This window comes from Paraburkholderia aspalathi (assembly GCF_905220735.1).
Lineage (GTDB): Bacteria > Pseudomonadota > Gammaproteobacteria > Burkholderiales > Burkholderiaceae > Paraburkholderia > Paraburkholderia aspalathi.
Genome location: NZ_CAJNBA010000001.1, coordinates 2,451,022 through 2,474,449, shown reverse-complemented (window position 1 = coordinate 2,474,449; position 23,428 = coordinate 2,451,022). Strand labels below are relative to the sequence as shown.

Below are 23,428 nucleotides of genomic sequence, written 5' to 3'. Positions count from 1 at the left end.
TCTTGCGGTGTTCAGTTAGGCTCGTTAAGCGAGAAGCTCTGGATCATCGCGTGTACCTGAGTTTTCTGCGTTTCGCTTATCGTGCCCGGAGCAGTAAACGTCAGCATGAGGACCCGCTTGCCATACTCGACCATCGTAAGCAGCTGTTGGATCGGCTTGCCGTTATTGAGCCATCTGAATTCGTGCGTGTACGCAGCGCGGCCTGACACCTCGGACTCCGCACCGGCAACTAGCTCGTAACCCGCGACCTGTTTCGAGAGTTTCTGAATTTCGTTGGCTGTGTACTCATGAAACTTCATCCCCCATGGCAAGCTCTCCCGGGTCACGACAAAGCTCACACCTTCCGTTCCCGTGGCCGCCGACACAAACACGTTCATCGTCTTGTCATGCCAGTCGGCCGGCAACGACAGTGAGCCTTCCTGTATCTGATACATGTTGTTCTTCCAGTGACACGGAGGTTGATATGAGTCGGGAATCAGCCGTTATCGGGATTGATGTGTGTGTTACCGGCCTGAACCTTGATCTGCCCGTCGTCGATATGGATGACCGACGAACCCTTGTAGATTTCAATCGCATCAGCTGTCATGTGAATCTTCGTCCCCCCCTCCCCACCCACCTTGATCCACAACTCCTTCGCCTCGATCGTGTGCACCCCTGCAGGTGTCTGCTGCGTCGTATTCCCCTTCGTAACAGCGTCCTGCAGATCGCCGACCGACACAGTCGTAAGGTGGTCGCCCTTAGCCACGGCAATCGACCTATCGCCCTTCAGCACCTGAGTACTCTGGGCGTTTTCCACCACGGTATTCATGTCCTTCTGCGCGTGCATGAAGAACTCCTGCGCACCGTTCACGTCCGAGAAACGCAGTTCGTTCGAGCCGTCCCCTTTGTGCGTCTGGCTTTTAAGGCCCATCGTCTGACCGCTGCTGCCGTGGTATGGATTGCCTGACTCGCCATTGAACACACGCCCAACGATGACGGGGTTATCCGGATCGCCCTCGTTGAACGCCACGATCACTTCCTGGCCGATGCGGGGAATCGCCGAGCCGCCCCAACCTTTCCCGGCCCACGGCTGCGACACGCGGACCCACATCGAATCGGAACCGTCCTGTTTGCCACGCCGGTCCCACATGAAGTGAAGCTTCACGCGGCTGCCGTCCGTGTAGATTTCCTCGCCCTTCGGGCCGACCACGATCGCCGCCTGAGTGCCGTGCATGTAGGGCTTAGGCGTGCGTCGCTCGGGGCGGAACGGAACATCAAGCGGCAGACACGTAAAGGTGTTGCGGTAGGGCATCTCGGCGTCATGCCGCGAATAGTCGTTCACCGCTTGGTGCCGGACGTGCAGGATCACGAAATCCTTGTTGTAGGTGGATACCGGGTGGTTCACCAACGTAAAGCGGCCAACCGTGGTCATGCGAGAGGCGTAGCCACTGCCAGTGAACTGGCGGGCCTGCGCCTCTTCGGCCTCCATCGCGTAGCGGGCGTAGCGCTCGCCGTCGTTGCCATGGTCATAGAGCGAGTGATACTCATACCGCTCCGTGCTGCCGATATTCGGATTCTTCAACGTGGCGGTTGGCACTTCGACGTGCATCAACGGCGACGACGGCGCGTTGTAGTTGAAGTCCCGGAACGTGACTTTCCCCACGCGGAAACTGAATGCTTCGTCCCAGCGGTCGATACCGTTCAACTCGCTGGCCGAGCTATCCGCGTAATAGGGAATCGTCTTCAGATTTTCGATCGGCGCAAACGTCGAATTCGAGTCGCCGATCACGAGCACGTGCTTGTCTTTTTCATAGCGGAAGGTCCAGAACAAGCCCTCCTGCTCCATCAGACGTGCGCAGAAGTTGTAGTACGACTCCTGGTACATCACCACATACTCGAGTTGCGGGCGCTCGCTCTGGATATGGAACTCGAAATCCGAAAATCCCAGCTCCTTGAAGATCGACGTCAGAATGTCCTGCGCGGTCTCGTTCTGGAAAATCCTACAGTCCGACGAACGGGTGAGAAACCAGAACCACGGCACTACCGTCATTTCGTAACGGGTGACCGTGCCGGAATTGCCAACACGGCTGAACGATGCCGCATATCCATGAAAATACCGGCGACTGCTGTCGGGAGACGCAACGGTCGTTGTCAGAATATTCGTATTGGCGCTCTGCGGATCCAGCGTAATCTTCACGCGCTGGCCGACGATTTTTTCAACCTCGATATTATTCTGGTGGGATAGCAGATCGAGATGAATTTCCGGAAGCTGGCTGACGAATTCATCGGCAACCAGCGCACTGACCAGCAACACGTTGCCGCCAAGCGGCGACTCGATTTTGATAAAGCGGTTTTCCTGCGTCAGCTGGGGCTTTAAACCGGACGCACCGTTGATCGAATCGGCAATCGAGGCCGGCGTTCGCCCGAGCAATGACATGCCCGTCTGGGCAAGCTGCACAGCGCGCGCTGCCCCGCCCATCAAGCCCGCGCCGGGCACGCCGGCGAGCGAACCCGCCTGACCGGCAAGGCCGGCGATCGAGCCGACATCACCCAGCACACCGCCCGCCGCAAGCGATCCGATGGGACTGCCACCGGCGCCGTTACCACTTCCAATTGATGCAAAACTCATGATTTACCCCGCCAGGTTATTGGGGAGCCTTATCGCCAATAAAAGCGATACACAGGAGGTTTCTTTTTCAGGAGTTAATCTGACACCGCATGACGGCGGTCACTATATCAAGGCCTTGTGAATTAACGAACGTAATGTCGCAATTTTTAACAATTTCATAATCAATTCACATTGGAGTCACTATTGATTGTGCTATTGCCTGAATACTTGTGGGGATTTTAAGGGCGGTATCAGAAGGCGGTTTCCATAGCTGCGGCCAAAGGCAGAATCGTCTGCATCTGTTAGTGTTCGGTGACTTGGCACCTCGATGGAGTTCGTATGCGTAAATCCCGCCAGGCTGCGCACAGCGCAGGCATTATCGGCAGCTCGCGCCTGAGTGATGGACAGGTTGCGGCTGAAGCCAGAACGCGGCTAGCGTGGGACGCCGCGGTGCCTAAAGACGCGATAAAAGTAAAGGTCTCCCACGGCCGCATCACGCTGCAGGGCGAACTTCACCGTGAGCAGCAAAGAACCGCCGCACTCGAAGATGTCACCCGTCTGTTCGGTGTAACCGGCGTCTCGGACCGCACCACGATCAAAAACGAATAACCTCAGCCGGAACCGGCCTGCAACAGCCTCCGGCAATGCCTCGCAATCTGCTTCTCCTCCTCGGTATGAATGGCCCTCACCCTCCCCGCTGAATCCCCTTCGGATAGCCCCAAAAACGCAAGCCCCGCGCACACCCGCTTACGAATCTCCTCACTGTGCTCACCGATTCCACCCGTGAACACCAGCAAATCGATCCCGCCTAACAAAGCTGCATAGGCGCCAACCGTCTTGCGCACGGCCGTAGCAAACGCATCCAGCGCCAGCAATGCATTCACTTCGCCCGCCGCGGCGCGCTTTTCAAGCGCCTGCATATCGCTCTCGCCATCGGCGTAACCGGCGAGACCGCTCTGACGATTCAACAGCGTCTCCAGCGCATCGGCATCGAGCTTCTCTACGCGCATCAGATACAGCAGCACACCCGGATCGAGATCGCCACTGCGCGTGCCCATCGGCACGCCACCGGTCGGCGTGAGACCCATCGACGTATCGACGGATTTGCCGTTCTGCAATGCACATAAACTCGACCCATTGCCCAAATGGGCGAACACCGCTCGCGGCGGCAAATCAGCGCCGAGCCGAGTCACCAACGATTCATACGACAGCCCGTGAAACCCGTAGCGAATCACGCCCGCCTCCGCATAACGGCGCGGCAACGCAAGCTGCGCCGCACGCGCCGGCAGTGTTGAATGAAACGCCGTATCGAAGCAGGCGAAATGCTCGGCGTCGCCGAAAATCTTCATTGCCTCGTCGATCAATGCCAGCGCCGGTGGAATATGCAAGGGCGCAAAGTGCACGGCGTCCTTCAAGCGCTGCAGGACTTCAGGTGTCAGGCGTTGATGCGTTCGCAGATGCGGGCCGCCATGCACGACGCGATGCCCCACCGCAGCAGGACGCCCGCGCTTCTGCTCCGCAAGCACGCGTGCGAGCTTCTGCAACGCGTCGGTCTGCAACTCCAGCACATCCTTCTCCTGCACCAGCACGCGACCGTCAGGCGACTTGATACGCAAGCTTCCGTCGCCGCGCCCAATACCTTCAGCACTCCCTTCCAGCAACAATGTTTCATCGCCGCCAGCGTGCGCGGAGCGCGTAAACAGCCCGAATTTCAGCGACGACGAACCGCTGTTCAACACCAGAATCGTCGGAGCCGGGTCGTCGGTCTTCTCATGAGTCGCCATGGCACGCTCCGCTCAGCCCTTCCACGTCCAGTTGCGAATCTCTTCCTTGTCGATGCCCTCGGCATGCGCATAAGCAAGATGCTCGATGATCTGCCCACGCAGCCACTCTTTCGCGTGGTCGCCAACGCCGCGCAGCGCCGGCACACGATCGATCACGTCGATAGCCAACGAGAAACGGTCGACCTGATTGATGATCGCCAGCTCGAGCGGCGTATTGATGTTGCCTTTCTCGTGGTAGCCGTGCACATGCAGATTGCCGTGATTGGTCCGGTTGTACGTGAGCTTATGCACCAGCGACGCATACGAATGGAAGTTAAAAATCACCGGCGAGCTGGTGGTGAACAACGAATCGAAATCGCGATCAGACAGACCGTGCGGATGCGCATGTTCAGGCATCAGGCGGAACAGATCGACCACGTTGACAAAGCGGATCTTCAACTCGGGAAAGCGCTCCTTCAGAATCTGCACGGCGGCAAGCGCTTCCATCGTCGCGATGTCGCCCGCGCAGGCCATCACCACGTCCGGCTCGACGCCCTGATCCGTCGACGCCCAATCCCAGATGCCGATGCCCTTGGTGCAATGCGTAACGGCCGAATCCATGTCGAGATACTGCAGATGCGGCTGCTTGTCGGCCACGATCACGTTGACGTAGTCACGCGAACGCAAACAATGATCGGCGACGCTCAGCAGACAGTTCGCGTCCGGCGGCAGATAAATACGCACCACGTCCGGGCTCTTGTTGGTCACGACATCGAGAAACCCCGGGTCCTGGTGCGTGAAGCCATTGTGATCCTGACGCCATACCAGCGACGTGATCAGCAGGTTGATCGACGGCACCGGTTGCCGCCAGCCGAGATCGCGCTTCGCTTTCTCCAGCCACTTGGCGTGCTGGTTGAACATCGAATCGATCACGTGGACGAACGCTTCATAGGTGGCGAACAGCCCATGGCGTCCGGTCAGCACGTAACCTTCGAACCAGCCTTCGAGCGTATGCTCGCTCAGCATCTCCATCACACGGCCGTCCACCGAGAGTTCACCGCCGTCAGCGTCGCTTGCCATGGTTTCGGCGAGCCAGGTTTTCTCGGATGCCTCGTAGATCGCCGTCAGCTTGTTGCTGGCGGTTTCGTCGGGGCCGAACACGCGGAAGTTCGTCATGTTGTTGCGCATCACGTCGCGCAGAAACGTGCCTAACACCTCAGTCGGCGACGTGTACGAGCCTGCGGGCTTTTTCACCGCTACCGCGTAGTCGCAAAACGCCGGCAGGTCGAGCGTTTTGCACAGCATGCCGCCATTCGCATGCGGATTGGCGCTGATGCGGCGCGTGCCTTCGGGCGCGAGTTCGCGCAGCTCTTCGACCAGACGTCCTGTTTTGTCGAATAACGATTCCGGTTCATAGCTGCGCAGCCAGCTCTCCACGAGCTTCAGGCTCTTGCTATTCGTGACCGGATCGAGCACCGGCACCTGGTGCGCGCGCCACGAGCCTTCTACCTGATGGCCGTCGACTTCCTTCGGCCCGGTCCAGCCTTTCGGCGAACGCAGCACGATCATCGGCCAGCGCGGGCGTGTCGCATCATTCGCTTCGCGTGCATGCTGCTGGATCGCGCGAATTTCGCCGACGCATTGTTCGAGCGTTGCGGCCATCTGTTGATGCATGGTGTCCGGATCGTCGCCTTCGACGAAATACGGCTTGTGGCCATAGCCGGTCAGCAAGGCTTCGAGTTCCTCGCGGGGAATGCGCGCGAGGATCGTCGGATTGGCGATCTTGTAGCCGTTCAGATGCAGAACCGGCAGCACCGCGCCATCGCGAATCGGGTTGAGGAATTTGTTCGAGTGCCATGAGGTGGCAAGCGGACCGGTTTCCGCCTCGCCGTCACCGATCATCACCGTGACAATCAGATCGGGGTTATCGAACGCAGCGCCGTAGCCGTGCGACAGGCTATAGCCGAGTTCACCGCCTTCGTGAATCGAACCCGGCGTTTCGGGCGTGCAATGCGAGCCGATGCCGCCGGGAAACGAAAACTGGCGAAAGAAGCGCCGCATGCCGGCTTCGTCTTCGCTGCGGTCGGGATAGATTTCCGAGTAATGGCCTTCGAGGTAGCAATGGGCCAGCGTGGCAGGCGCGCCGTGGCCCGGGCCGGCGATATAGATCACGTTCAGATCGAGCTTTTTGATCAGCCGGTTCAGATGCACCAGCAGGAAGCTTTGCCCTGGGTCCGAGCCCCAATGGCCCAGCAGACGATTCTTGATGTGTTCTGGTTTGAGCGGTTCACGCAACAGCGGGTTGTCGCGCAGGTAGATCATGCCGGCCGAGAGGTAGTTGCAGGCGCGCCAGTAGCGATCCATCTTGCGTAACGTTTCGGGCTCCAATGTTTTCGGCGGGGTCGGACGGGAGGTTGCTTCGGCCATGGCGCCACTCCTTGAAAAGGACTGTCAGGCTGGTTAGCGGGTGCTGCAGCGATTGTTCGCGACGCAATCAGTGAAGAAAAACCGGTAATGGCTGCCACCTTGTCATGCGCATGACATAACGCAAGCGTAGGGAAAAGATACGTTGTGCAAGGCTCTTGAGGGCGGGCCAGCGATCGTCAGAGGTGTGACAGGAAGCGCGCGTCATGGTTCGGCGCGATCGTCCAAAGCTTGATCTTGCGACACGTGTGCGTCGCTTTCGTGTAGGCGCGGGAAGCGCCGATAGGGAAATGGCCGATCCGATTGCCGACCCGAACGTTGGCTAGCGCCCGTTCGATTGTGTGTTCGTTCTTTCGCGGGTGTTCAGTTGCAGTCCTTACACCGGCTCTTTCTCTTTCCGCTGTGGTGGCTGGTAGCGCCATTTGCTGGCATTGGGATCGTTGCGCGTGTCGTCGCGTTCGCGTTGCTCGGCACGCGCTTCGTCGGCGCGGCCCAACTCAGCGCGCCGGTCACGCACGGCGCCAGGCGAATCGGACTGACGTAACGGCGACGGCGAACGTCGCGGAGCGGGTACTGGTGACATGGTGCCTCCCTTTTTCGAGGATGTGGGACGAATCAACGTTTCTTGCCAGTCCAACGGGGGTCCGGGCGGTGCAGGAGACGAAGCTGACGCAGGTACATCGAAGCGCCGACCATCAGCGCCATGCCTGCTACGATGCCCCAGATTGCGGATGTCATGATTTCTCCTTGGCCCGCCGGCCGCACTGCGTTTGAGCGCCTGCGACGTGAAAGTGGGCATCCGATTGAGCGCGCGGCCGATTATGAGTCAATCAGGGGTTACAACGCGCGCCAAGCAAGGATCATGCGCTCAATTGGCCGCCGTGTCTGTACGGTGTTGGACGGTCCGGCTGGCGGGCCGTTGGCGCGGCAGAGGCTGGCGGTCTTGCGCCGGACTTTAAGTGAGCATTAAGTGAATGCGATTAAGCTCTTCATGCTAAATGCGCGACGGCGGGCCGCATCTGGCGCGCTCTCTGCTGCTCGCTCTCTATCTGAACGGCCATCATGTCGACTCCCAGCCGCCTCAAAGGGCCCCTGATTCTCCTTCTCTCGCTCGTGCTGTTGTGCGCCGGCGTCGCCGTGCTGGTGGGCATATTCGGCTTGCTGGTCAAACTGCTGGGCCTTGGCTAGCAAGCCACTGAAGCCACCGGGTGGGCGCCGAAAGGCAGAAAATCTAGGCGCCGCCTACCGTCCCACCGCTCAGAAGCATGTCGACGTCGATATCAGCCAGCTCCCCAATCCGCTCGATGGTCACATCCGCTGGCGGATTGCTGGAAATCTCCTTGGGATCGAAGGCGTAGTGCCCCTGGCGAGGAAAAACCGTAGTCAGCGTCTCTCCCCAAGCCTTCTTCATGGCGGTCAAAATCCGTAATTTGTCGTCCACCATCACATAGTGCCGGGCCGGATAGCATTCCATCACCTGATCGAGCATCAGCTCCTTGTGGATGTAAATCAGAACCCGTCCCCCGACCTCTTCCCATAGGCCCGAGCGGGCGATCTTGCGCGGCTGGAACACTACATCGCCGTCGGACAGAATCACTGCAGGCCCCCATTGCGACACATGTTTGATCGCATCCAATGCGCCCGGATACAGCCGGTTCGCAAACGGATAATCGATCAGAAACGCCGACATCGACAACAGGCGCGTGTCCCGAGGGTTCTCCAGTCGATACCGCTGCAACGCACCGAGGTAATCGGCGTAGCCAAGCTCTGCACGCAGCTCCTCGAAAATTTCCCAGTACCGCGCGCAGTTCTGCTCGCCGAATTCCCGTTTCATCTGCGCGCGTAAATCCGCCAGCACATGATCGTTGTCCAGCAACGTGTTATCGCAATCGAATAGAAAGACGACGTCGTGAGGGGTGGTATTGGAGGCTGGCATCGCGGCTTCCCTGAATTAGCTCTTGTGTCCATCGGCCGGCGTGGCCGCTTTCTCGACGTGACCGCCGAAGTCGTGCCGCATGGCCGACAACACCCGGTTCGCAAAATCCGCGTCGCCCCGCGAACTGAAACGCGCGAATAGCGCCGCGCTCAGCACCGGCGTGGGCACGCCTTCGTCGATCGCTGCCGCCACCGTCCAGCGCCCTTCGCCGGAATCCGATACCCGCCCGGCGTAGCTTTGCAGATCGGCGTCGCTGACAAGCGAACCTGCGATCAGGTCGAGCAGCCACGAGCCGATCACGCTGCCGCGCCGCCATACCTCGGTGACCTCGGCGAGATTCAGTTCGTATTGGTAAAGCTCAGGACGGCGCAGCGGCGACGTTTCGGCATCTGCTTCGCGCGCATGTTTGCCGGCATCGGCGTGACGCAGAATGTTCAGGCCTTCGGCATACGCGGCCATCATGCCGTATTCGATACCGTTGTGGACCATCTTCACGAAGTGCCCCGCGCCCTGCGGGCCGCAATGCAGGAAGCCCTGATCGGCCGTGCTGCTGCCGGCTGCGCGTCCCGGCGTGGCAGGCGCTGCGCCCACACCTGGCGCAAGCGTCGAGAAAATCGGTTCGAGCCGCTTCACCACTTCAGGCTCGCCGCCGATCATCAGACAGTAGCCGCGCTCACGTCCCGCAACGCCGCCGCTCGTGCCGACGTCCACATAGTGAAGCCCGCGCTTCGCCAACTCGGCGCTGCGGCGTATGTCGTCGTGGTAATAGGAGTTGCCGCCGTCGATCACGATGTCGCCGGGCTCCAGCAAGGGCACGAGGTTCTCGAGCGTTTTGTCGACCACCGCAGCGGGCACCATCAGCCACACCGCGCGCGGCTTTTGCAATTGCGCGACCAGGTCTTCCAGCGATGCGGCCCCCGCGACGCCGTCCTGTTTCAGTTTTTCCACCGCTGCCGGTTGCACGTCGTAAGCGATGCATTGCTGACCGCGTTTCGTCAGGCGCCGCACCATGTCGGCGCCCATGCGTCCCAATCCAATCATGCCTAGCTGCATATCTCGCTCCGGAAAGTGTCTCGTTGCGCTGCTCGGTCTGGCTCGGTGTGCTGCGGCCATGCCGTGCGCTTTGCATGCGGCAAGTGGCTCTCCTAACTGTAGTTGCGTTTCGCGTGGTCCGACGGACACACGGTAGCAGGCTCGCACCGTTCATGCATTGAATCGCGCATCCCCGCCTGCGTCGAACGACGATACGCTTCTTTGCAGAGGTTTTGCGCAGCCGGAAGTTCCGGACGTGCGTCGGTGCGCGCTGTAGTCAGCGCGAAGGCTTCGATTTAGCTAACTGCCTTCTTACACTTCTGGCACGGGATAAAGCGCGACGCTTTCGCGGGCGCCGCCGCATGTGGGCATGGACCGGATCGGTTTGAACGCGCGAAGGGCGTGGCACGTACGAACGGCAAGCCCTATCGCCGCCGCGCCTGGACCTTCTCGTATTGCGCGAGTGCAAAACGTCGCACCGCGCGCCACATGATCGGATAACGATAACCCGGCACCGCAAACAGCACCAGCGCGCAAAGCGCCAGCAATCCGCAGAACAGGAACGTGCCACGATAGCTGAATGCCTGGACCAGCAAACCCGACAACACGCCTGAGAGAATCGAGCCGACCCGCGCAGCGTTGAAGAACAACGCCGTCGCGCGGCCCGGTGCGTGGGGCATCAGATCCTGCACGTAGACCATACCGAGGCACGAAGTCACCGCAACGACGAACGCGTTGAGTATCTGCATCGGAATCAGCACGTGGACGCTCCCTGCCATCGACATCGCGACGAAATACAGCGCGTGAACCGCTGCGCAGGCCGCCAGCCAGTTCGGCTTGTGCAGCGTCGACGACTTCGCGCCGAGCGCGAGCATCATCGGAATTTCCGTCAAGGCGCCAAGGCCGAGCATCACCGACACGTCGAGATGCGTGCCGTTCAGGCCGTGCACGATATAGAGCGGCAGCACGATCATGGTGGCGTTCGCGGCGAGACCCAGCAAGGTCAGCGCGGCGACGGCACGACGGATATCGTTCTGCGAGGCGACGCCCGGCAAGTCCTCATGCGCCTCTTCGCCGGGTGCGGTCAGCGGCGGCACGGTGATCGAGGCCGATGGTTCCGAGGCCGTGTCTTCCACCGTGTGATCGCCCAGATGGCCTTGCGGCTCCCGCATGCGCCAGACGATGGTCGCGCAGGCCGCAAAACTTGCCGCCGCGAACAGGAAGAGCCCATAGAAGCCGGCGCCGGCGAGCACCAGCGCGCCCACCGACGGCCCGAACACCCACGCCGCCGAGAGGATGGTCCGCAAGGTGGCGCTGGCAAAGGCGCGCTCCGCGGGGTCCGGCACCGGCAGCGCCGCGCGGCTGAAGGAGAACACCATCGAGATGGCCGAGCCGCCCGCACCGATGAAGACAATGCCGACCACCAGTAGCAACCGGTAATCACGCACTACGCATAGACAGAGATAACCGAGCGCGGCGGCCACCAGCGCCGCCAGCAGCAACGGCCGATGCCGTCCGCTCGCGTCGCTCCAGCGGCCGGCGAAGGTGCTGGCGAGCACCCCGCTCGCCGCGATCAGCGTCATGAAGATGCCGAGCTTGAGCGGCGTCATGCCGGCGCGCTCTACGCCGAACAGCGACAGATACGGAGCGGTGAAGGACATGGCCACACCGAGCATGAGCGTGGCGGCGGCCAGCGGCTTGAAGCCAGGGATGTGCAGCAGGTCGAAAAAACGGGAGGTTTTCAACACGGGTGGCGGTGGGTCAGGGAAAGCGAGTCTGCGACGCACGATGCGCGGCGCAGACTTCGTGGCCGGAACAACCGGGGCATTATCAGCCTAGCTTGTGGACGCGTAAACCTGCGCCCCCTGCATCCCAAATCCATGTTGCGCGCCGTTGCGGACACGCTGACGGCATGGACGACGCTACTTGCCGTCCGTTGAACGCATTTGCTGCGCTTGCGCCTTGTAATCGTAGGTCGGATAAAACTCGGTGCGATAGCCGCCCCACGCCGTCGTCTCGATGGCTCGGTTGACTTCACGCAGACGGCTCGCCGGCACGCGCAGCGTGACGACCTGGCCGATGCCCATCATCACGTACCACGACACGACCTCGATGCCGGGCGGCGGAAAGGTTTTGAAAAATCCTTGCGCGCGCAACTGATCGTTGATTTTCGGCAGCGGTTTGGATTCGTCGTGACGCAGGAAGATGGTGAGCAGAAAGGTGTCGTCGGGCGACGTAGCCGACGCTGCGGCTTGCGCGCCTGGCGCGGCCGGTGCGCCAGGGCCAGGCGTTGGCGCAACGGCCGGACCAGCGCTGTATGCAAGCGGCGCCGCACTGAGCGACGAGATAAGCGCCGCGCATAACAGTCCGCGGCGGAGCACGGCGCGAGGCGTGGCAGACGGGACAAACGGGGCGGAGGTCCTTACGGCAATTCCAATCGGCATCGAATATCTCCATGACGGCGTGAGAAGACCTGGCGGCCTGCTTCAGGGGATCTGCTCAGGGGGACGTGCATGAGCGGCTTGAGCTTGAGCGCTATCCGCTCCCACCGAACTGCCCTCGCCCGCCGGACGCACCACAACGTATCCGCGCTGCTCGAGCGTCCAACGGTGCCACTGGTTGCCATAAACACCACAGGCAACGCCGAACAGCACCGACAGCACCAGCCCGATCGTGCCGATCGTTTCGCCCCACAAGCCCGAGAAAAATAGCAACGTGTTGACCGCCAGCATGATGAAAGTGGCAAACCACATTCTCTTCGACATGGCCCAGACGAAGCCCAATAGCAACGCGCCCCAACTGAAACCGGTGGCGACCGCGACGGTTTCATCCTTACCGGGGTGCCGAAGGTAGATCTTTTCTGCCATGTCCTTTCCTGAACGCGATGGTGCCTTGAGAGCGAATCATGACGTTTAACATGTCACGCTTGCAAGAATATGCGTTTGTGTGAAATTTGCGCGACGATGCACCCGCTGGTGGCTCCCAAACAGTGAGATGCATCCCGGCAAATTTTAGTTGCCTTGCTAACCATATTGAGTTTCAATAGCGCTCATGTTCGATCATTGCCTTTACTTCAATTCATCCGCATTGGCGCGGCTTGCCGAGCGCGAATGGGGTCTCGTGTACGCCGAATTCGGGCTGACGCCGCCGCAGGGTTTCGTGCTGCGCGTCGTGCTGGCCACGCCCGGTTGCTTGAGCAGCCAGGTGGCGGATCTGCTGGGCATCGCCCGCCCTACTGCCACGCGGCTGATCGATAACCTGAGCGACAAGGGCTTGATCGAGCGTCGTCAGGGCGAAACTGACGGCCGCGAATGGCGCGTGTATGCCACGCGGGCCGGCAAGGCGTTGGACCGGCCGATCAACGAGGCCAGCGCGCAGATAGCGAAAAATCTGCGAGCGAAGATTGGGCCCGAATTGTTTGAAGCGGCCGTTACCGCCATGCACGGCGTGCGAAAAGCGCTTGGATAAGGGAAGGCGCTTTTTTTTAACCAGATGGTTGTCTTGCTAACTATAACGAGAGGCGTAAATGGATGATCTGGCGAGTCAGCACTGCACAGCGATCCGCAAGGGTGCAAGACTTTCTGCCGGCCATGTGCGGTGGTCGGCGAACTGGATTTTTGGCGGCGTGATCGGGATTGCGCTTTGTGTCCTGCTTTGTGTCCTGCTTGGCATCGCGATTGCCTGCGCGCCCGCTGCCGTACGCAGCAACAACGAGCGTTGTTTGCAGGCGCTGGCCGAGGAACAGCACGTTAGCGTCGAGGACTTTTTCCAGAACCCCGCAGGTCAGGATGCTTTAGCTCAAGCGGTGACGCAATGCGCGAGGTAGCAGGTTTTGCGCCTCGGGCGGCGTTGTGGGTTTGCCTGCGCACAGACAAAGCCACCCGCACTGACGATCCTGACCATAGCTGCTACTCTTACAAAAATCGACGGGCAGCGAGACTCCGCGACAGTGGAAAGCCCTGCCGGCACAGGTAAAAAAAGCACCGGAGCACTCATGGCAACCCGAACCGCCTATTCCCCCAAAGCACCCGCACGAGCCGAAATCGACGCCTTCCCGGGCGTCACGGTCATAGAATTCGGCACCGACTGGTGCGGCTACTGCCAGGGCGCACAAGCATCGATTGCAAAAGCTTTCGAACCGCATGCCGGCATCAGACATCTGAAAATCGAGGACGGTCCCGGCCGCCCGCTGGGCCGGTCCTTCAAGGTGAAACTCTGGCCCACGCTGATCTTCATGCGCGACGGCGCCGAAATCGCACGCATTGTGCGCCCGGCTAACGCCACCGAGATAGCAGAGGCTTTCGCGTCGGTCTGACAAGACTTCATCCGCTAACCGGATTACTGGGAGCACACTTCATGGACACCCGTAGCGAGCTGCAAGCCACCGTCGATGCGATGGCCCAACCCGGCAAAGGTCTTCTCGCCGCCGACGAAAGCGGCCCGACCATCGCCAAACGCTTCAAGACGATCGGCCTCGAATCCAGTGAGGAAAACCGCCGCGCCTATCGCAACCTGCTGCTGACCACGCCGGGCCTCGGCGAATTCGTGAGCGGCGTGATTCTTTACGAAGAAACACTCGGGCAGAAAGCGGACGACGGTACGCCTTTTCCGCAACTCTCCGCGAGGAACGGCATCGTGCCCGGCATCAAGGTGGACCTCGGCAAGATTCCGCTCGCGCTCGCCCCGGGTGACGAAATCACCGAAGGCCTCGACGGCCTCGCTAGACGTTTCGTCGATTACAAGCGGCAAGGTGCACGCTTTGCGAAATGGCGCGCGGTCTACAACATCACGGCGAGCTTGCCGAGCCGCCTCGCCATCGAAGCAAATGCCGACTCCCTCGCGCGTTACGCGGCGATCTCGCAGGAAGCGGGCATCGTGCCGATCGTCGAACCGGAGGTATTGATGGACGGCGATCACACCATCGGACGCAGCGCGGAAGTGACCGAGGCCGTGTTGCACGAAGTCTTCAACGCCTTGCACCGGCATCGCGTGGTGCTCGAACACATTCTGCTGAAGCCGAGCATGGTGCTGGCGGGCTCTGAACACGCGCAGCAATCATCGACCGCGGACATCGCGGCGCACACGGTGCGGATACTCAAGCGCACGGTGCCGTCGGCGGTGCCTGGAATCGTATTCCTGTCCGGCGGCCAATCCCCGGAAGAGGCAACGGCCAACCTCGATGCAATGAATCGCCTCGGGCCGCTGCCGTGGAATCTGAGCTTCTCGTATGGCCGCGCGTTGCAGGAACCGCCGCTGCAAGCATGGAAAGGGCAAGCGAGTAACGTCAAGGAAGCCCAGGCGGCGTTGCTCAAGCGCGCCCGTTTGAACAGCGCGGCGGCGCTTGGCAAGTACGAAGCTTCTCAGGAAAAGAGTTAGTCCCACGACGGGCGGTTCGTGCGTGCCGCCCTTGCCAGGGCGGCCTTACGGTTCGCAAACAACCAGTGCGTGCAGCTCGTCGATATTGAAGGGTTTGGCGAGTATCGCTATGCCGAGCCGGCGCGCCCGATCGAGTTCGTCGGCGTAGCCGGTCATCAGCGCGATCTTCTGTGCCGGCCACGCACTGCGTACTTTCTCCGCGAGGTCGATGCCGTTGAGCTTGCCCGGCATCTGAATGTCGGACAGCACGAGTTCGAACTTTGCACCGCCGCTCAGCACGTCGAGCGCCTGGTCGGCGGTCGGTTCGTGCCGCACCTCGCAGCCGAAGGTTTCCAGCACGGCGGCTACGCCGGCCGCTACATCCTCGTTGTCTTCCACCAGCAACACGACGCCCATTGGCTCCGGTGCCGGCTGCTGCGCCGTTTCTACGTCAGGCACTGTCGCCTTCTGCCGCTCGCGATAGCGCGGCAAATATAGTCTGACCGTTGTGCCACTGCCCGGCACGCTGTCGATTTTGGCCGTGCCGCCGGCTTGCTCGCACATGGCGAGGACCTGGGCGAGGCCGAGGCCGGAGCCCGAGCCGCGCAGCTTGGTGGTGAACAGCGGCTCGAACGCGCGACGGGCGACAGCTTCGGGCATGCCTTCGCCGTCGTCGGAACAGGCAATCAGCACGTATTCGCCGTCAGGCAGCAAGGTGTCGCTGCCCACCAGACGGTTGTTCTGGCAACGGATCACAAAACGGCCACCGCGCGGCATTGCATCGCGTGCGTTGACCGCCAGATTCATGATCGCGAATTCGAGGTCGGTCGGGTCGGCCAGCACCTGCCAGACGTTTTCGACCATGTTCAAGGCCATTTCGATGTTGTCGCCGAGCGCGGCGTCGATGAGTGGCGCGGCGCTCGGCAACCATGTGGCGAGGTTGACCGGTTCCTGCTTGAGCGGCTGTTTTTTCGCCACGCTCAAAAGCCGCCGCGTCAACGATTCCGCCGTGGCGGTGGCGCGCTCGACAGCTTGCACTTCTTTTTCCAGGTTGTTATAGCGCTTCAAACGCGCGAGTTCGGTGTTGGCCGATACGACCATCAGCAGATTGTTGAAATCGTGCGCGACATTGGCGACGAGATTGCCGAGCGCACCCATGCGCTGCAATTGGCGGCTCGAAGCCTCGGCCGAAAGACGCATCGCCACTTCGCCTTGCCAGCGCTCCCACGCGCGGCGCTCGTCGGCAAGTTGGCGCAATGAGAAAAACACCAGCAACCAGATCGCGACGCAAGGCACAGCCGTGATCGCCGCGATCGCCATGAAGTGCTCGCGCCACGCGGCGCCGATCGAGCCGGCTTCATACGCGCTCATCACATAGAGCGGATAGTCGCCTACGCGGCGAAACGCCAGCAGCCGTTCGACGCCATCGACCGTGGACGTCAGACGGATGTGGCCGAATAGCTGTTTGTCGCGCAATGCCGCGGTGAACGCGCTCTGCTGGGTAGGCTTGGCGCCGCTCGGCCACGCCGGATAACGCACCAGCAAGCTGCCGTCCTGGCGGTACAGACCTAGCGAGAGCGACGTATCGCCATTCGTCAGCTCACGGTAGAAGCGCGAAAAGTAATCCGTGCGCAACGCTACGGACACCACGCCCAGGAATTGCCCATTCTCGCCCGAGCGGCCGGTCGCGGTGTTGAACACATTGGTTTGCGACAGCGGCCCGAATAAGGGCAATGAGAAATAGGGTTGCGGCCGCATCGCCTTGGCGGCAGTAAAGTCTTCACGTTGACTATTCGACATGACCGGCGCCGGATAAGCGCGGCTCGACACCAGCAACTTTCCATCCGCACCGAGCAGGTAAATCGAGCCGACCTGCGGAAAGTCACCGCCGATTTGCCGCAGACGGTCGTGCAAGCCGGCTTCCTGAGCGCGAATCTGCGCATCATTGTCGTTGCCGAGCAAATCGACGATGCGCGAGGCCATCTGCTGGTTGAGGTCCAGCACCTTGACGGCCTGTTCCTCGGTGACGCGCGCGAGCCGGTCGATCATGTCGTTCGAATCGGCAATCCGGCGCTGGTAATCGAAATACCCATAACCCGCGAGGCATGCCAAAGGAAACACAATCGAAACCACGAGTACGATCAGAAGCACACGCCGCGTCGCCGCGAAATTACGCGACGGCATGGGGAAATCGACTGCGACACGTTCGGCACGTTGCACGGTCACGATCTCCATGAAAGATGGGTACGGGTCGGGGTAGTCATACACAACGACAACGCGCCCCGCGTTGTTCGTGCGCTATTTCCGCTCCCCGGAATTTACCGCACTTCCGCCGTTCTCCATAGCGTGGCTCGTGCCGAAAGTGACGCACTTAGGGTTGCGGAGAGTCGGCACACGCATTGCTCTCGCGGGGCGTTCATTAATAGGTCGTTCACCGTGTTGCAGCGCGGCGAAGATGGGGTAGGTCCTATTTAGTCAGACGTAATGGGCGTAACGGGTCAGTGAGCGGCACACGTCGACGGCCGCTGGCCGTCGACGATGCAACTCGCTTCTGCACCTCATCTGTGTGTTTCGATGGCGCCTGCGCGTCGACGTGTGGACCGGCGCATTGTCACTTCTTCGGCGCCCCAGCCACCGGGCCGCTCTCTGTCGGCGGCGCTTCCTTCTCGACCTCATCGCGTGCCTGCTCCCAATACTCGTCAGGCGTGCCCTTCGGATCGCTCGCCTGTTGCCAAAGGTAGTAAGCGCGTGTGCGAATCTGCTCTTCCTTAGACATTGCTTCCTGTTCCATTTGTGTTTCCTGTTCCATTTGATCACCCCTCGGTTGGAGCTGACGAAGACCGATATCGGCTGTACCGCGCGTCTGTCGATGAAAACTCAAGGCAAACGACGGGCGCGCAGCTATCCGGAATCGAGCAAGCGCTATACCTGGCTGCCAGCACTCGCGCGAGGCTCCAGCCTCGTCACGTTCCGGCCGGAGGTTCGTTTTCGTCAGTGGTAAGTTGTTCTTCCAGGCGATCAAACACGCGTTGGGTTGCGCGGCTCGGCGCTTCGAGTGCGAACAGCAGCAATGAACGGCCGGTCACCTGATACGCGTCGCCGGCGCTGAATTGCGGCAACTCGGCGCGCACCGGCATATTCGTATCCAGCAGACAGGTCCACTGATCGCCCTCGGGAACATCGGGCAGCGTGAAATTGACCACGTCGTGATGCGCGTTCAGCACCAGCAGCAAGGTCGCATCCGACGCGGGCCGTCGAATGCCGCTCGCCTGAGCACGTCCGTCGATCACGAGGCCGAAGCAGCGCATCGACGGATCGTCCCATTGTTCCTGCGAAAGATCAGTGCCGTCTGGTGAAAGCCAACGCGCGTCGGTCACGTCGAGCGCCTCGTTATATTCGCCGCTGAGAAAACGCCCACGACGCAGTACCGGCAGACGATGACGCAGGGTGGTCAGGTTCTTGACGAATTCGATTAGCGCACGGCCGTCGTCGTCGACGCCTTCCCAATCGACCCAGCTGATTTCATTGTCCTGGCAATACGCGTTGTTATTGCCCTTCTGCGTGCGGCCGAATTCGTCGCCCGCGAGGATCATCGGCGTACCTTGCGAGAGCAGCAGCGTGGCCAGCAGATTGCGTTTCTGGCGCTCACGTTGCTGCCGGATCTCCGGATCGTCCGTTGGTCCTTCAACGCCCATGTTCCATGACTTGTTGTCGGAGTGGCCGTCCTTGTTGTCTTCGCCGTTGGCCTCGTTGTGCTTGTCGTTGTACGAGACCATATCGTTGAGCGTGAAGCCGTCGTGCGCGGCGACGAAGTTTACGCTGGCCCACGGTCGGCGCCCGCGATGGTTGAACTTGTCGCCCGAACCGGTCAGGCGTTTGGCGAGATCGGGGACCTCGCCTTCGTCGCCCTTCCAGTAGCCGCGCACCGTATCGCGAAAGCGATCGTTCCATTCGGCCCAGCCGGGCGGAAAGCCGCCCACCTGATAGCCACCGGGGCCGCAGTCCCACGGCTCGGCGACCAACCGCACAGCGGAGAGCACCGGGTCCTGCCTGCAACTGTCGAGGAAGCCGCCGCCTTCGTCGAACCCATGCGTTTCACGGCCGAGAATCGTGGCGAGGTCGAAACGGAAACCATCGATCTTCATTTCCGTCACCCAGTAGCGCAGGCTGTCAGTGACCATCTGCAGCACACGCGGATGCGACAGATTGAGCGTGTTGCCGGTGCCGGTATCGTTGATGTAATAGCGCGGCTTGTCAGGCATCAGGCGATAGTAAGACGAGTTGTCGATACCTTTGAAGGAGATCGTCGGACCGCGCTCGTTGCCTTCCGCGGTGTGGTTGTAGACCACGTCGAGAATGACTTCGAGGTTGGCGTTGTGAAAGCGATCCACCATCTCTTTGAATTCTCCAACCGAGTCGATCGACGACGCGAAGAAGCGCGGGTCGGCCGCGAAGAAGCCGATCGTGTTGTAGCCCCAGTAATTGGTGAGGCCTTTATCGAGCAGATGGCTGTCGTTGACGAAGGTCTGGATCGGCATCAATTCGACCGACGTGACACCGAGGCTCCTGATGTAATCGAGCACCACCTGCTGGCCGAGCCCTGCGAAGGTGCCGCGCAAATTCTCCGGGACTTCGGGATGACGTTTGGTAAAACCGCGCACGTGAGTTTCATAGAAAATCACGCGCTCCCAGGGCAGCGCGTTGCGTTCCGGATGACTCCACGAAAAGTTGGCGTCGACCACCTTGCACTTCGGTACAAAGGGCGCGCTGTCGCGCTCGTCGAATGACAAATCGCCCTCTTCCGAATCGAGCGTATAGCCGAAAATTTCCGGCGCCCATTTGAGCTCGCCGATATGCGCTTTGGCGTAGGGGTCGAGCAGGAGTTTGTTCGGATTGAAGCGATGTCCGTTTTCCGGTTCATAGGGGCCATGGACGCGATAGCCGTACACCGCGCCTGGCTTCAGATTCGGCACGAACACGTGCCAGACCTCGTCGGTGTACTCCGGAAGTTCGATGCGTTCGATTTCCGTCTCGCCGGTTTCGTCGAACAGACAGAGTTCGACGCCGGTTGCATGCGCTGAGAACAGCGCGAAGTTCACGCCGCTTCCGTTCCACGTCGCACCAAGCGGGAAAGGCGTGCCTTCCGCGATGCGCGTCGAATAGCTGGCTTGGAATGACATAGGGATTCCTGTAAAAGCTGAGGGCGCTCGCAGACGTGTTTTAAATGTGCAAGCTTGCTGCGTCAGCAAATTATGGGCCTGAGCGTTGCGCAACTGGAATGCAACGGAACATGGCGCCCTTCAGGCAACTACGGAAAAACGCATGGACGTCGCAGTGCAAGCACTGCATACGATGCGTTCGCCGCGCATGAATGGAGACAGGAATGACGCGGACTAAAGAGCGTCCGCAGAACCGGCTAACCGGTGGGAACTTCGAAGAGAAATTAACGAACGGGCATGATTACGCCGTCTTTACTGCGGTCCCACAGTATGCAACGCGGCGGCAGACTCGAGCACGCGCAAGAGCCGCTCCGGTGTCAAGGGTTTGGCACAATGCGCGTCGAAACCGGCGGCCTTGGCCCGCACCTTGTCTTCGCGCGAAGCAAACGCCGTACAGGCCACCAGCAACATGTCCGAAGTCAACGGATTGGCCCGCAGGCGACGAGCCAGCTCAAGGCCATCAAGGCCGGGCATCTTGATGTCAAGCAAAACCGCGAACGGCTGCCACTCGCAGGCCATACCGCAGACTGCAAGCGGATCGCATAGCGCACGGCACTCGAAACCGTCGGCGTTCAGCAGCATCTGCAATGCTTCGGCCGCTTCGCGGTAATCGTCGACCACCAGTACGCGACGGTTTGATGCCATCGCATACTGAATAGTCCGCCAAACCACGACGTCATCGCTCTCGTCCATTCTGTCGTCGAACGTCACCCTGGTCTCCTGGCTTCTTTCTGGTGCCGCTTCTGGGCATCGAGGAACATGCGAGCAAGATTCGCTCCCACCGCGCGGCAAGCGCTTATCGCTCGCCAGGCATTTGCTTCGGTTTTCGCCACGCCGCGCTCGATCCACCGCTGCACATGCGCCACATCCTCACCATAGCGCAACGGGCGAACTGCCGCTTCCTGATTTATGCTGTCTTGACGCCTCGCGACACATCGTGCGCAAGCACGGGATATTGCGCTGAAATACAGATGAAACGCACTTCCGCCGTGCATGCCGCCCTTGCTGCGTGCATTGCGCATAGCTTCGTATTCACCATGGCATCATCGGCCCGTTGTATACGAACGAATATAGTCGCGACGAGTTGGGGAAAACACCCAAACGTCGGTTGGAGAAATGCGCGAAATTTTGTCGGAAAACGGCGTCGCATCGATAACGCTGCCTGCGGGTTATCCCGCACGGTCGCCGGGGTGGCTGCGTTCTTGCTACGAATTTACGGTAGGTGCTGAAACGGATTGCCTTTCTATCAGGCCCGAAGACGCACACCGTGAGGAGCCATGCCAACCATCATCGATGAGCACGCGCTGTATGTGGCGAAACATCCCGGCACGTTTGTGCTGCAGACGTTGAAAGCCTTCCGCGCGAACCAGGGTTTGCTGCTCGCGGGGGCGGTCGCTTATTACGCGCTATTGTCGATTGTGCCGCTCATGATTCTTATCGTGATCGTGTTGTCACGCCTCGTGCCGCAGCACGTTCTGCTGGCAGCGCTGGGACATCTGTTGCAGTGGCTGGTCCCTGGTCAGTCCACTGCGCTGGTACGAGAGCTGGCCAACTTTCTGGCGCATCGCGCGGTGATTGGCTGGGTTCTATTGCTGACCATGATTTTTTTCAGCTCGCTCGCATTCACGGTGCTCGAGAACGCGATGTCGTTAATTTTCGTACACCGGGTGGTGGTGCGGCGCCGACACTTTTTGCTCTCTGCGCTGCTGCCCTATTGCTACATCCTCTTTCTCGGCATTGGATTATTGATCGTGACGTTTGTGTCGAGCGGCCTGGAGGCCGTCGGGGCCGAGGGTGTCGAACTATTCGGCCTGCATGTTTCATTGCAGGGATTGTCGCGCGCGGTGTTATATCTGCTCGGCCTCGCGGGCGAGGTTTTTGTGTTGACGTCGATTTATATGGTCATGCCCGTTGGGCGACCTTCCCTCAAACACGCGCTCTTCGGCGGAATCGTTGCCGCCGTGCTGTGGGAGATCACGCGGCATGTGCTGGTCTGGTATTTTGCAACGCTGTCGCAGGTCAGTGTGGTGTATGGGTCGCTGACCATGGCCATCGTGATCCTGTTCAGTCTGGAGTGGCTAGCTACCTTGCTTCTGTTCGGCGCGCAGGTGATTTCGCAATACGAACGATTCGGGCTCGAGCCGGCTGAAGCTCCGCCGCAGGAAATAAAAACAGCGTGAGGGATATCGCACCCTTGCGGCTGCACATCGGGCACGGCCTCACGGCAAGACTGCGGTAACATTGCCTCATAACATGCCGGGCCTGGCGTTCCGCCACTTAGGCCCGCAGGCCTCAGGAATCGGTAATGAGCATCAGCAAGCGCAATAACGTGAAAGTTTCCGGTTCCGGCCAACGAACCATGGTGATGGCGCACGGCTTCGGCTGCGATCAGAGCATGTGGCGTTACCTCGCGCCGTCGTTCCATGGCGAATACAGAACCGTGATGTTCGACCTCGTCGGCAGCGGCTCTTCTGATCTGTCGGCCTATGACTTCGACAAGTACGGCTCGCTGAACGGCTATGCGGCCGACCTGATCGAGATCGTCAATGATGTTGGCGCCGAGGGGCCGGTGGTGTTCGTCGGCCACTCGGTCAGCGCAATGATCGGCTTGATCGCCGGTCTCGAAGCGCCAGATCTCTTTGCCGCGCACATCATGGTAGGTCCGTCGCCATGCTATGTGAATGACGGCGACTATGTCGGCGGCTTTTCGCGCGAGGATATCGAGGACCTGTTACGCACGCTCGAAAGCAATTACCTCGGCTGGTCGAGCACCATGGCGCCGGTCATCATGGGCGCGCCCGAGCAGCCCGAACTCGGCATCGAACTGACCAACAGCTTCTGTCGCACCGACCCCGAGATCGCGCGGCACTTCGCCCGCGTCACGTTTCTCTCCGATCACCGCGCGCTGCTCCCGCGCATCGTCACGCCTGCGCTGATCCTGCAATGTAGCGACGACATCATCGCGCCGCGCTCGGTTGGCGAATATATGAAGAGAATGATGCCCGCCAGCACGCTGCACGTCATCGAGAACGTCGGCCATTGTCCGCATCTGAGTTCTCCCAGCGCGAGCGCCGCGGCCATGCGCGCCTTCCTCGAGCCGATGAGTCTGTAA

General features: G+C 60.5%; 23 protein-coding genes. 8 read left to right on the top strand and 15 right to left on the bottom strand.

From position 1 onward, the window contains the following. Positions 1-11 precede the first annotated feature (11 nt). On the bottom strand, positions 12-434 hold the full coding sequence (locus KHO30_RS10950) for a DUF1795 domain-containing protein (protein ID WP_200652742.1): 423 nt from the start codon (positions 432-434) through the stop codon (positions 12-14). 41 nt (positions 435-475) lie between these two features. Beyond that, on the bottom strand, positions 476-2,608 hold the full coding sequence (locus tag KHO30_RS10945; RefSeq protein WP_211700907.1) for a type VI secretion system Vgr family protein: 2,133 nt from the start codon (positions 2,606-2,608) through the stop codon (positions 476-478). A gap of 318 nt (positions 2,609-2,926) precedes the next feature. On the opposite strand from KHO30_RS10945, the gene KHO30_RS10940 reads away from it, so the two are divergent. Continuing rightward, a complete protein-coding gene (locus KHO30_RS10940) occupies positions 2,927-3,196 on the top strand; it encodes a BON domain-containing protein (protein ID WP_093644215.1) in 270 nt (89 codons plus the stop codon). Between the two features lie 2 nt (positions 3,197-3,198). Here the strand turns inward: KHO30_RS10940 and KHO30_RS10935 are convergent, their stop codons facing one another. The 4 genes from KHO30_RS10935 to KHO30_RS39530 form a co-directional block, all read right to left on the bottom strand. Next, positions 3,199-4,371, bottom strand: coding sequence for an acetate/propionate family kinase (locus KHO30_RS10935; protein WP_211700906.1), 1,173 nt, complete (start codon positions 4,369-4,371; stop codon positions 3,199-3,201). A gap of 12 nt (positions 4,372-4,383) precedes the next feature. Further along, positions 4,384-6,777: a phosphoketolase family protein gene (locus tag KHO30_RS10930; RefSeq protein ID WP_211700905.1), complete on the bottom strand. Its 2,394-nt coding sequence runs from the start codon at positions 6,775-6,777 to the stop codon at positions 4,384-4,386. 373 nt (positions 6,778-7,150) lie between these two features. Then, on the bottom strand, positions 7,151-7,357 hold the full coding sequence (locus tag KHO30_RS10925) for a hypothetical protein (RefSeq protein WP_093644221.1): 207 nt from the start codon (positions 7,355-7,357) through the stop codon (positions 7,151-7,153). Positions 7,358-7,389: 32 nt separating this feature from the next. Further along, the gene (locus tag KHO30_RS39530) at positions 7,390-7,512 is read right to left on the bottom strand and encodes a hypothetical protein (protein WP_266226224.1); all 123 of its coding nucleotides are present in this window, start codon (positions 7,510-7,512) and stop codon (positions 7,390-7,392) included. 324 nt (positions 7,513-7,836) lie between these two features. Between KHO30_RS39530 and KHO30_RS39525 the strand changes: the two genes are divergently transcribed. Continuing rightward, a complete protein-coding gene (locus tag KHO30_RS39525; protein WP_266210775.1) occupies positions 7,837-7,962 on the top strand; it encodes a hypothetical protein in 126 nt (41 codons plus the stop codon). Between the two features lie 43 nt (positions 7,963-8,005). Here the strand turns inward: KHO30_RS39525 and KHO30_RS10920 are convergent, their stop codons facing one another. The 5 genes from KHO30_RS10920 to KHO30_RS10900 all read right to left on the bottom strand — a co-directional run bounded on the left by KHO30_RS10920 (position 8,006) and on the right by KHO30_RS10900 (position 12,609). Further along, on the bottom strand, positions 8,006-8,710 hold the full coding sequence (locus KHO30_RS10920; RefSeq protein WP_211700904.1) for an HAD family hydrolase: 705 nt from the start codon (positions 8,708-8,710) through the stop codon (positions 8,006-8,008). Positions 8,711-8,725: 15 nt separating this feature from the next. Further along, on the bottom strand, positions 8,726-9,763 hold the full coding sequence (gene gnd, locus KHO30_RS10915) for a phosphogluconate dehydrogenase (NAD(+)-dependent, decarboxylating) (RefSeq protein WP_244863982.1): 1,038 nt from the start codon (positions 9,761-9,763) through the stop codon (positions 8,726-8,728). Between the two features lie 404 nt (positions 9,764-10,167). Beyond that, the gene (locus tag KHO30_RS10910) at positions 10,168-11,490 is read right to left on the bottom strand and encodes a sugar efflux transporter (RefSeq protein ID WP_211700902.1); all 1,323 of its coding nucleotides are present in this window, start codon (positions 11,488-11,490) and stop codon (positions 10,168-10,170) included. A 174-nt stretch (positions 11,491-11,664) separates the two neighbouring features. Beyond that, positions 11,665-12,186 (bottom strand): hypothetical protein, encoded by a 522-nt coding sequence (locus KHO30_RS10905; RefSeq protein ID WP_211700901.1) that lies wholly within the window; start codon positions 12,184-12,186, stop codon positions 11,665-11,667. A 42-nt stretch (positions 12,187-12,228) separates the two neighbouring features. Next, a complete protein-coding gene (locus tag KHO30_RS10900; RefSeq protein WP_200621880.1) occupies positions 12,229-12,609 on the bottom strand; it encodes a DUF2628 domain-containing protein in 381 nt (126 codons plus the stop codon). A gap of 184 nt (positions 12,610-12,793) precedes the next feature. Between KHO30_RS10900 and KHO30_RS10895 the strand changes: the two genes are divergently transcribed. The 4 genes from KHO30_RS10895 (at position 12,794) to KHO30_RS10880 (ending at position 15,118) form a co-directional block, all read left to right on the top strand. Beyond that, positions 12,794-13,210, top strand: a complete 417-nt coding sequence (locus tag KHO30_RS10895; RefSeq protein ID WP_211700900.1) for a MarR family winged helix-turn-helix transcriptional regulator — start codon at positions 12,794-12,796, stop codon at positions 13,208-13,210. Between the two features lie 58 nt (positions 13,211-13,268). Continuing rightward, positions 13,269-13,568 carry a hypothetical protein gene (locus KHO30_RS10890; RefSeq protein ID WP_211700899.1) on the top strand — a complete coding sequence of 100 codons (300 nt, stop codon included), beginning with the start codon at positions 13,269-13,271 and terminating at the stop codon, positions 13,566-13,568. Between the two features lie 168 nt (positions 13,569-13,736). After that, positions 13,737-14,057 (top strand): thioredoxin family protein, encoded by a 321-nt coding sequence (locus KHO30_RS10885; RefSeq protein WP_093644233.1) that lies wholly within the window; start codon positions 13,737-13,739, stop codon positions 14,055-14,057. A 41-nt stretch (positions 14,058-14,098) separates the two neighbouring features. Next, the gene (locus KHO30_RS10880) at positions 14,099-15,118 is read left to right on the top strand and encodes a class I fructose-bisphosphate aldolase (protein ID WP_211700898.1); all 1,020 of its coding nucleotides are present in this window, start codon (positions 14,099-14,101) and stop codon (positions 15,116-15,118) included. 45 nt (positions 15,119-15,163) lie between these two features. Here KHO30_RS10880 and KHO30_RS10875 read toward each other — a convergent pair whose 3' ends face one another. The 4 genes from KHO30_RS10875 to KHO30_RS10860 all read right to left on the bottom strand — a co-directional run bounded on the left by KHO30_RS10875 (position 15,164) and on the right by KHO30_RS10860 (position 21,027). Continuing rightward, the gene (locus KHO30_RS10875; RefSeq protein WP_208620740.1) at positions 15,164-17,317 is read right to left on the bottom strand and encodes a hybrid sensor histidine kinase/response regulator; all 2,154 of its coding nucleotides are present in this window, start codon (positions 17,315-17,317) and stop codon (positions 15,164-15,166) included. A 391-nt stretch (positions 17,318-17,708) separates the two neighbouring features. Further along, a complete protein-coding gene (locus KHO30_RS10870) occupies positions 17,709-17,888 on the bottom strand; it encodes a DUF2934 domain-containing protein (protein WP_093644239.1) in 180 nt (59 codons plus the stop codon). Positions 17,889-18,060: 172 nt separating this feature from the next. After that, complete coding sequence (gene glgX, locus KHO30_RS10865) at positions 18,061-20,277, bottom strand: glycogen debranching protein GlgX (protein ID WP_211700896.1); 2,217 nt, start codon at positions 20,275-20,277, stop codon at positions 18,061-18,063. Positions 20,278-20,568: 291 nt separating this feature from the next. Next, positions 20,569-21,027: a response regulator gene (locus tag KHO30_RS10860; protein WP_175051437.1), complete on the bottom strand. Its 459-nt coding sequence runs from the start codon at positions 21,025-21,027 to the stop codon at positions 20,569-20,571. A 566-nt stretch (positions 21,028-21,593) separates the two neighbouring features. Here KHO30_RS10860 and KHO30_RS10855 point away from each other — a divergent pair. Then, positions 21,594-22,496, top strand: coding sequence for a YihY/virulence factor BrkB family protein (locus KHO30_RS10855; protein ID WP_093644243.1), 903 nt, complete (start codon positions 21,594-21,596; stop codon positions 22,494-22,496). Between the two features lie 125 nt (positions 22,497-22,621). After that, positions 22,622-23,428 carry an alpha/beta fold hydrolase gene (locus KHO30_RS10850; protein WP_211700894.1) on the top strand — a complete coding sequence of 269 codons (807 nt, stop codon included), beginning with the start codon at positions 22,622-22,624 and terminating at the stop codon, positions 23,426-23,428.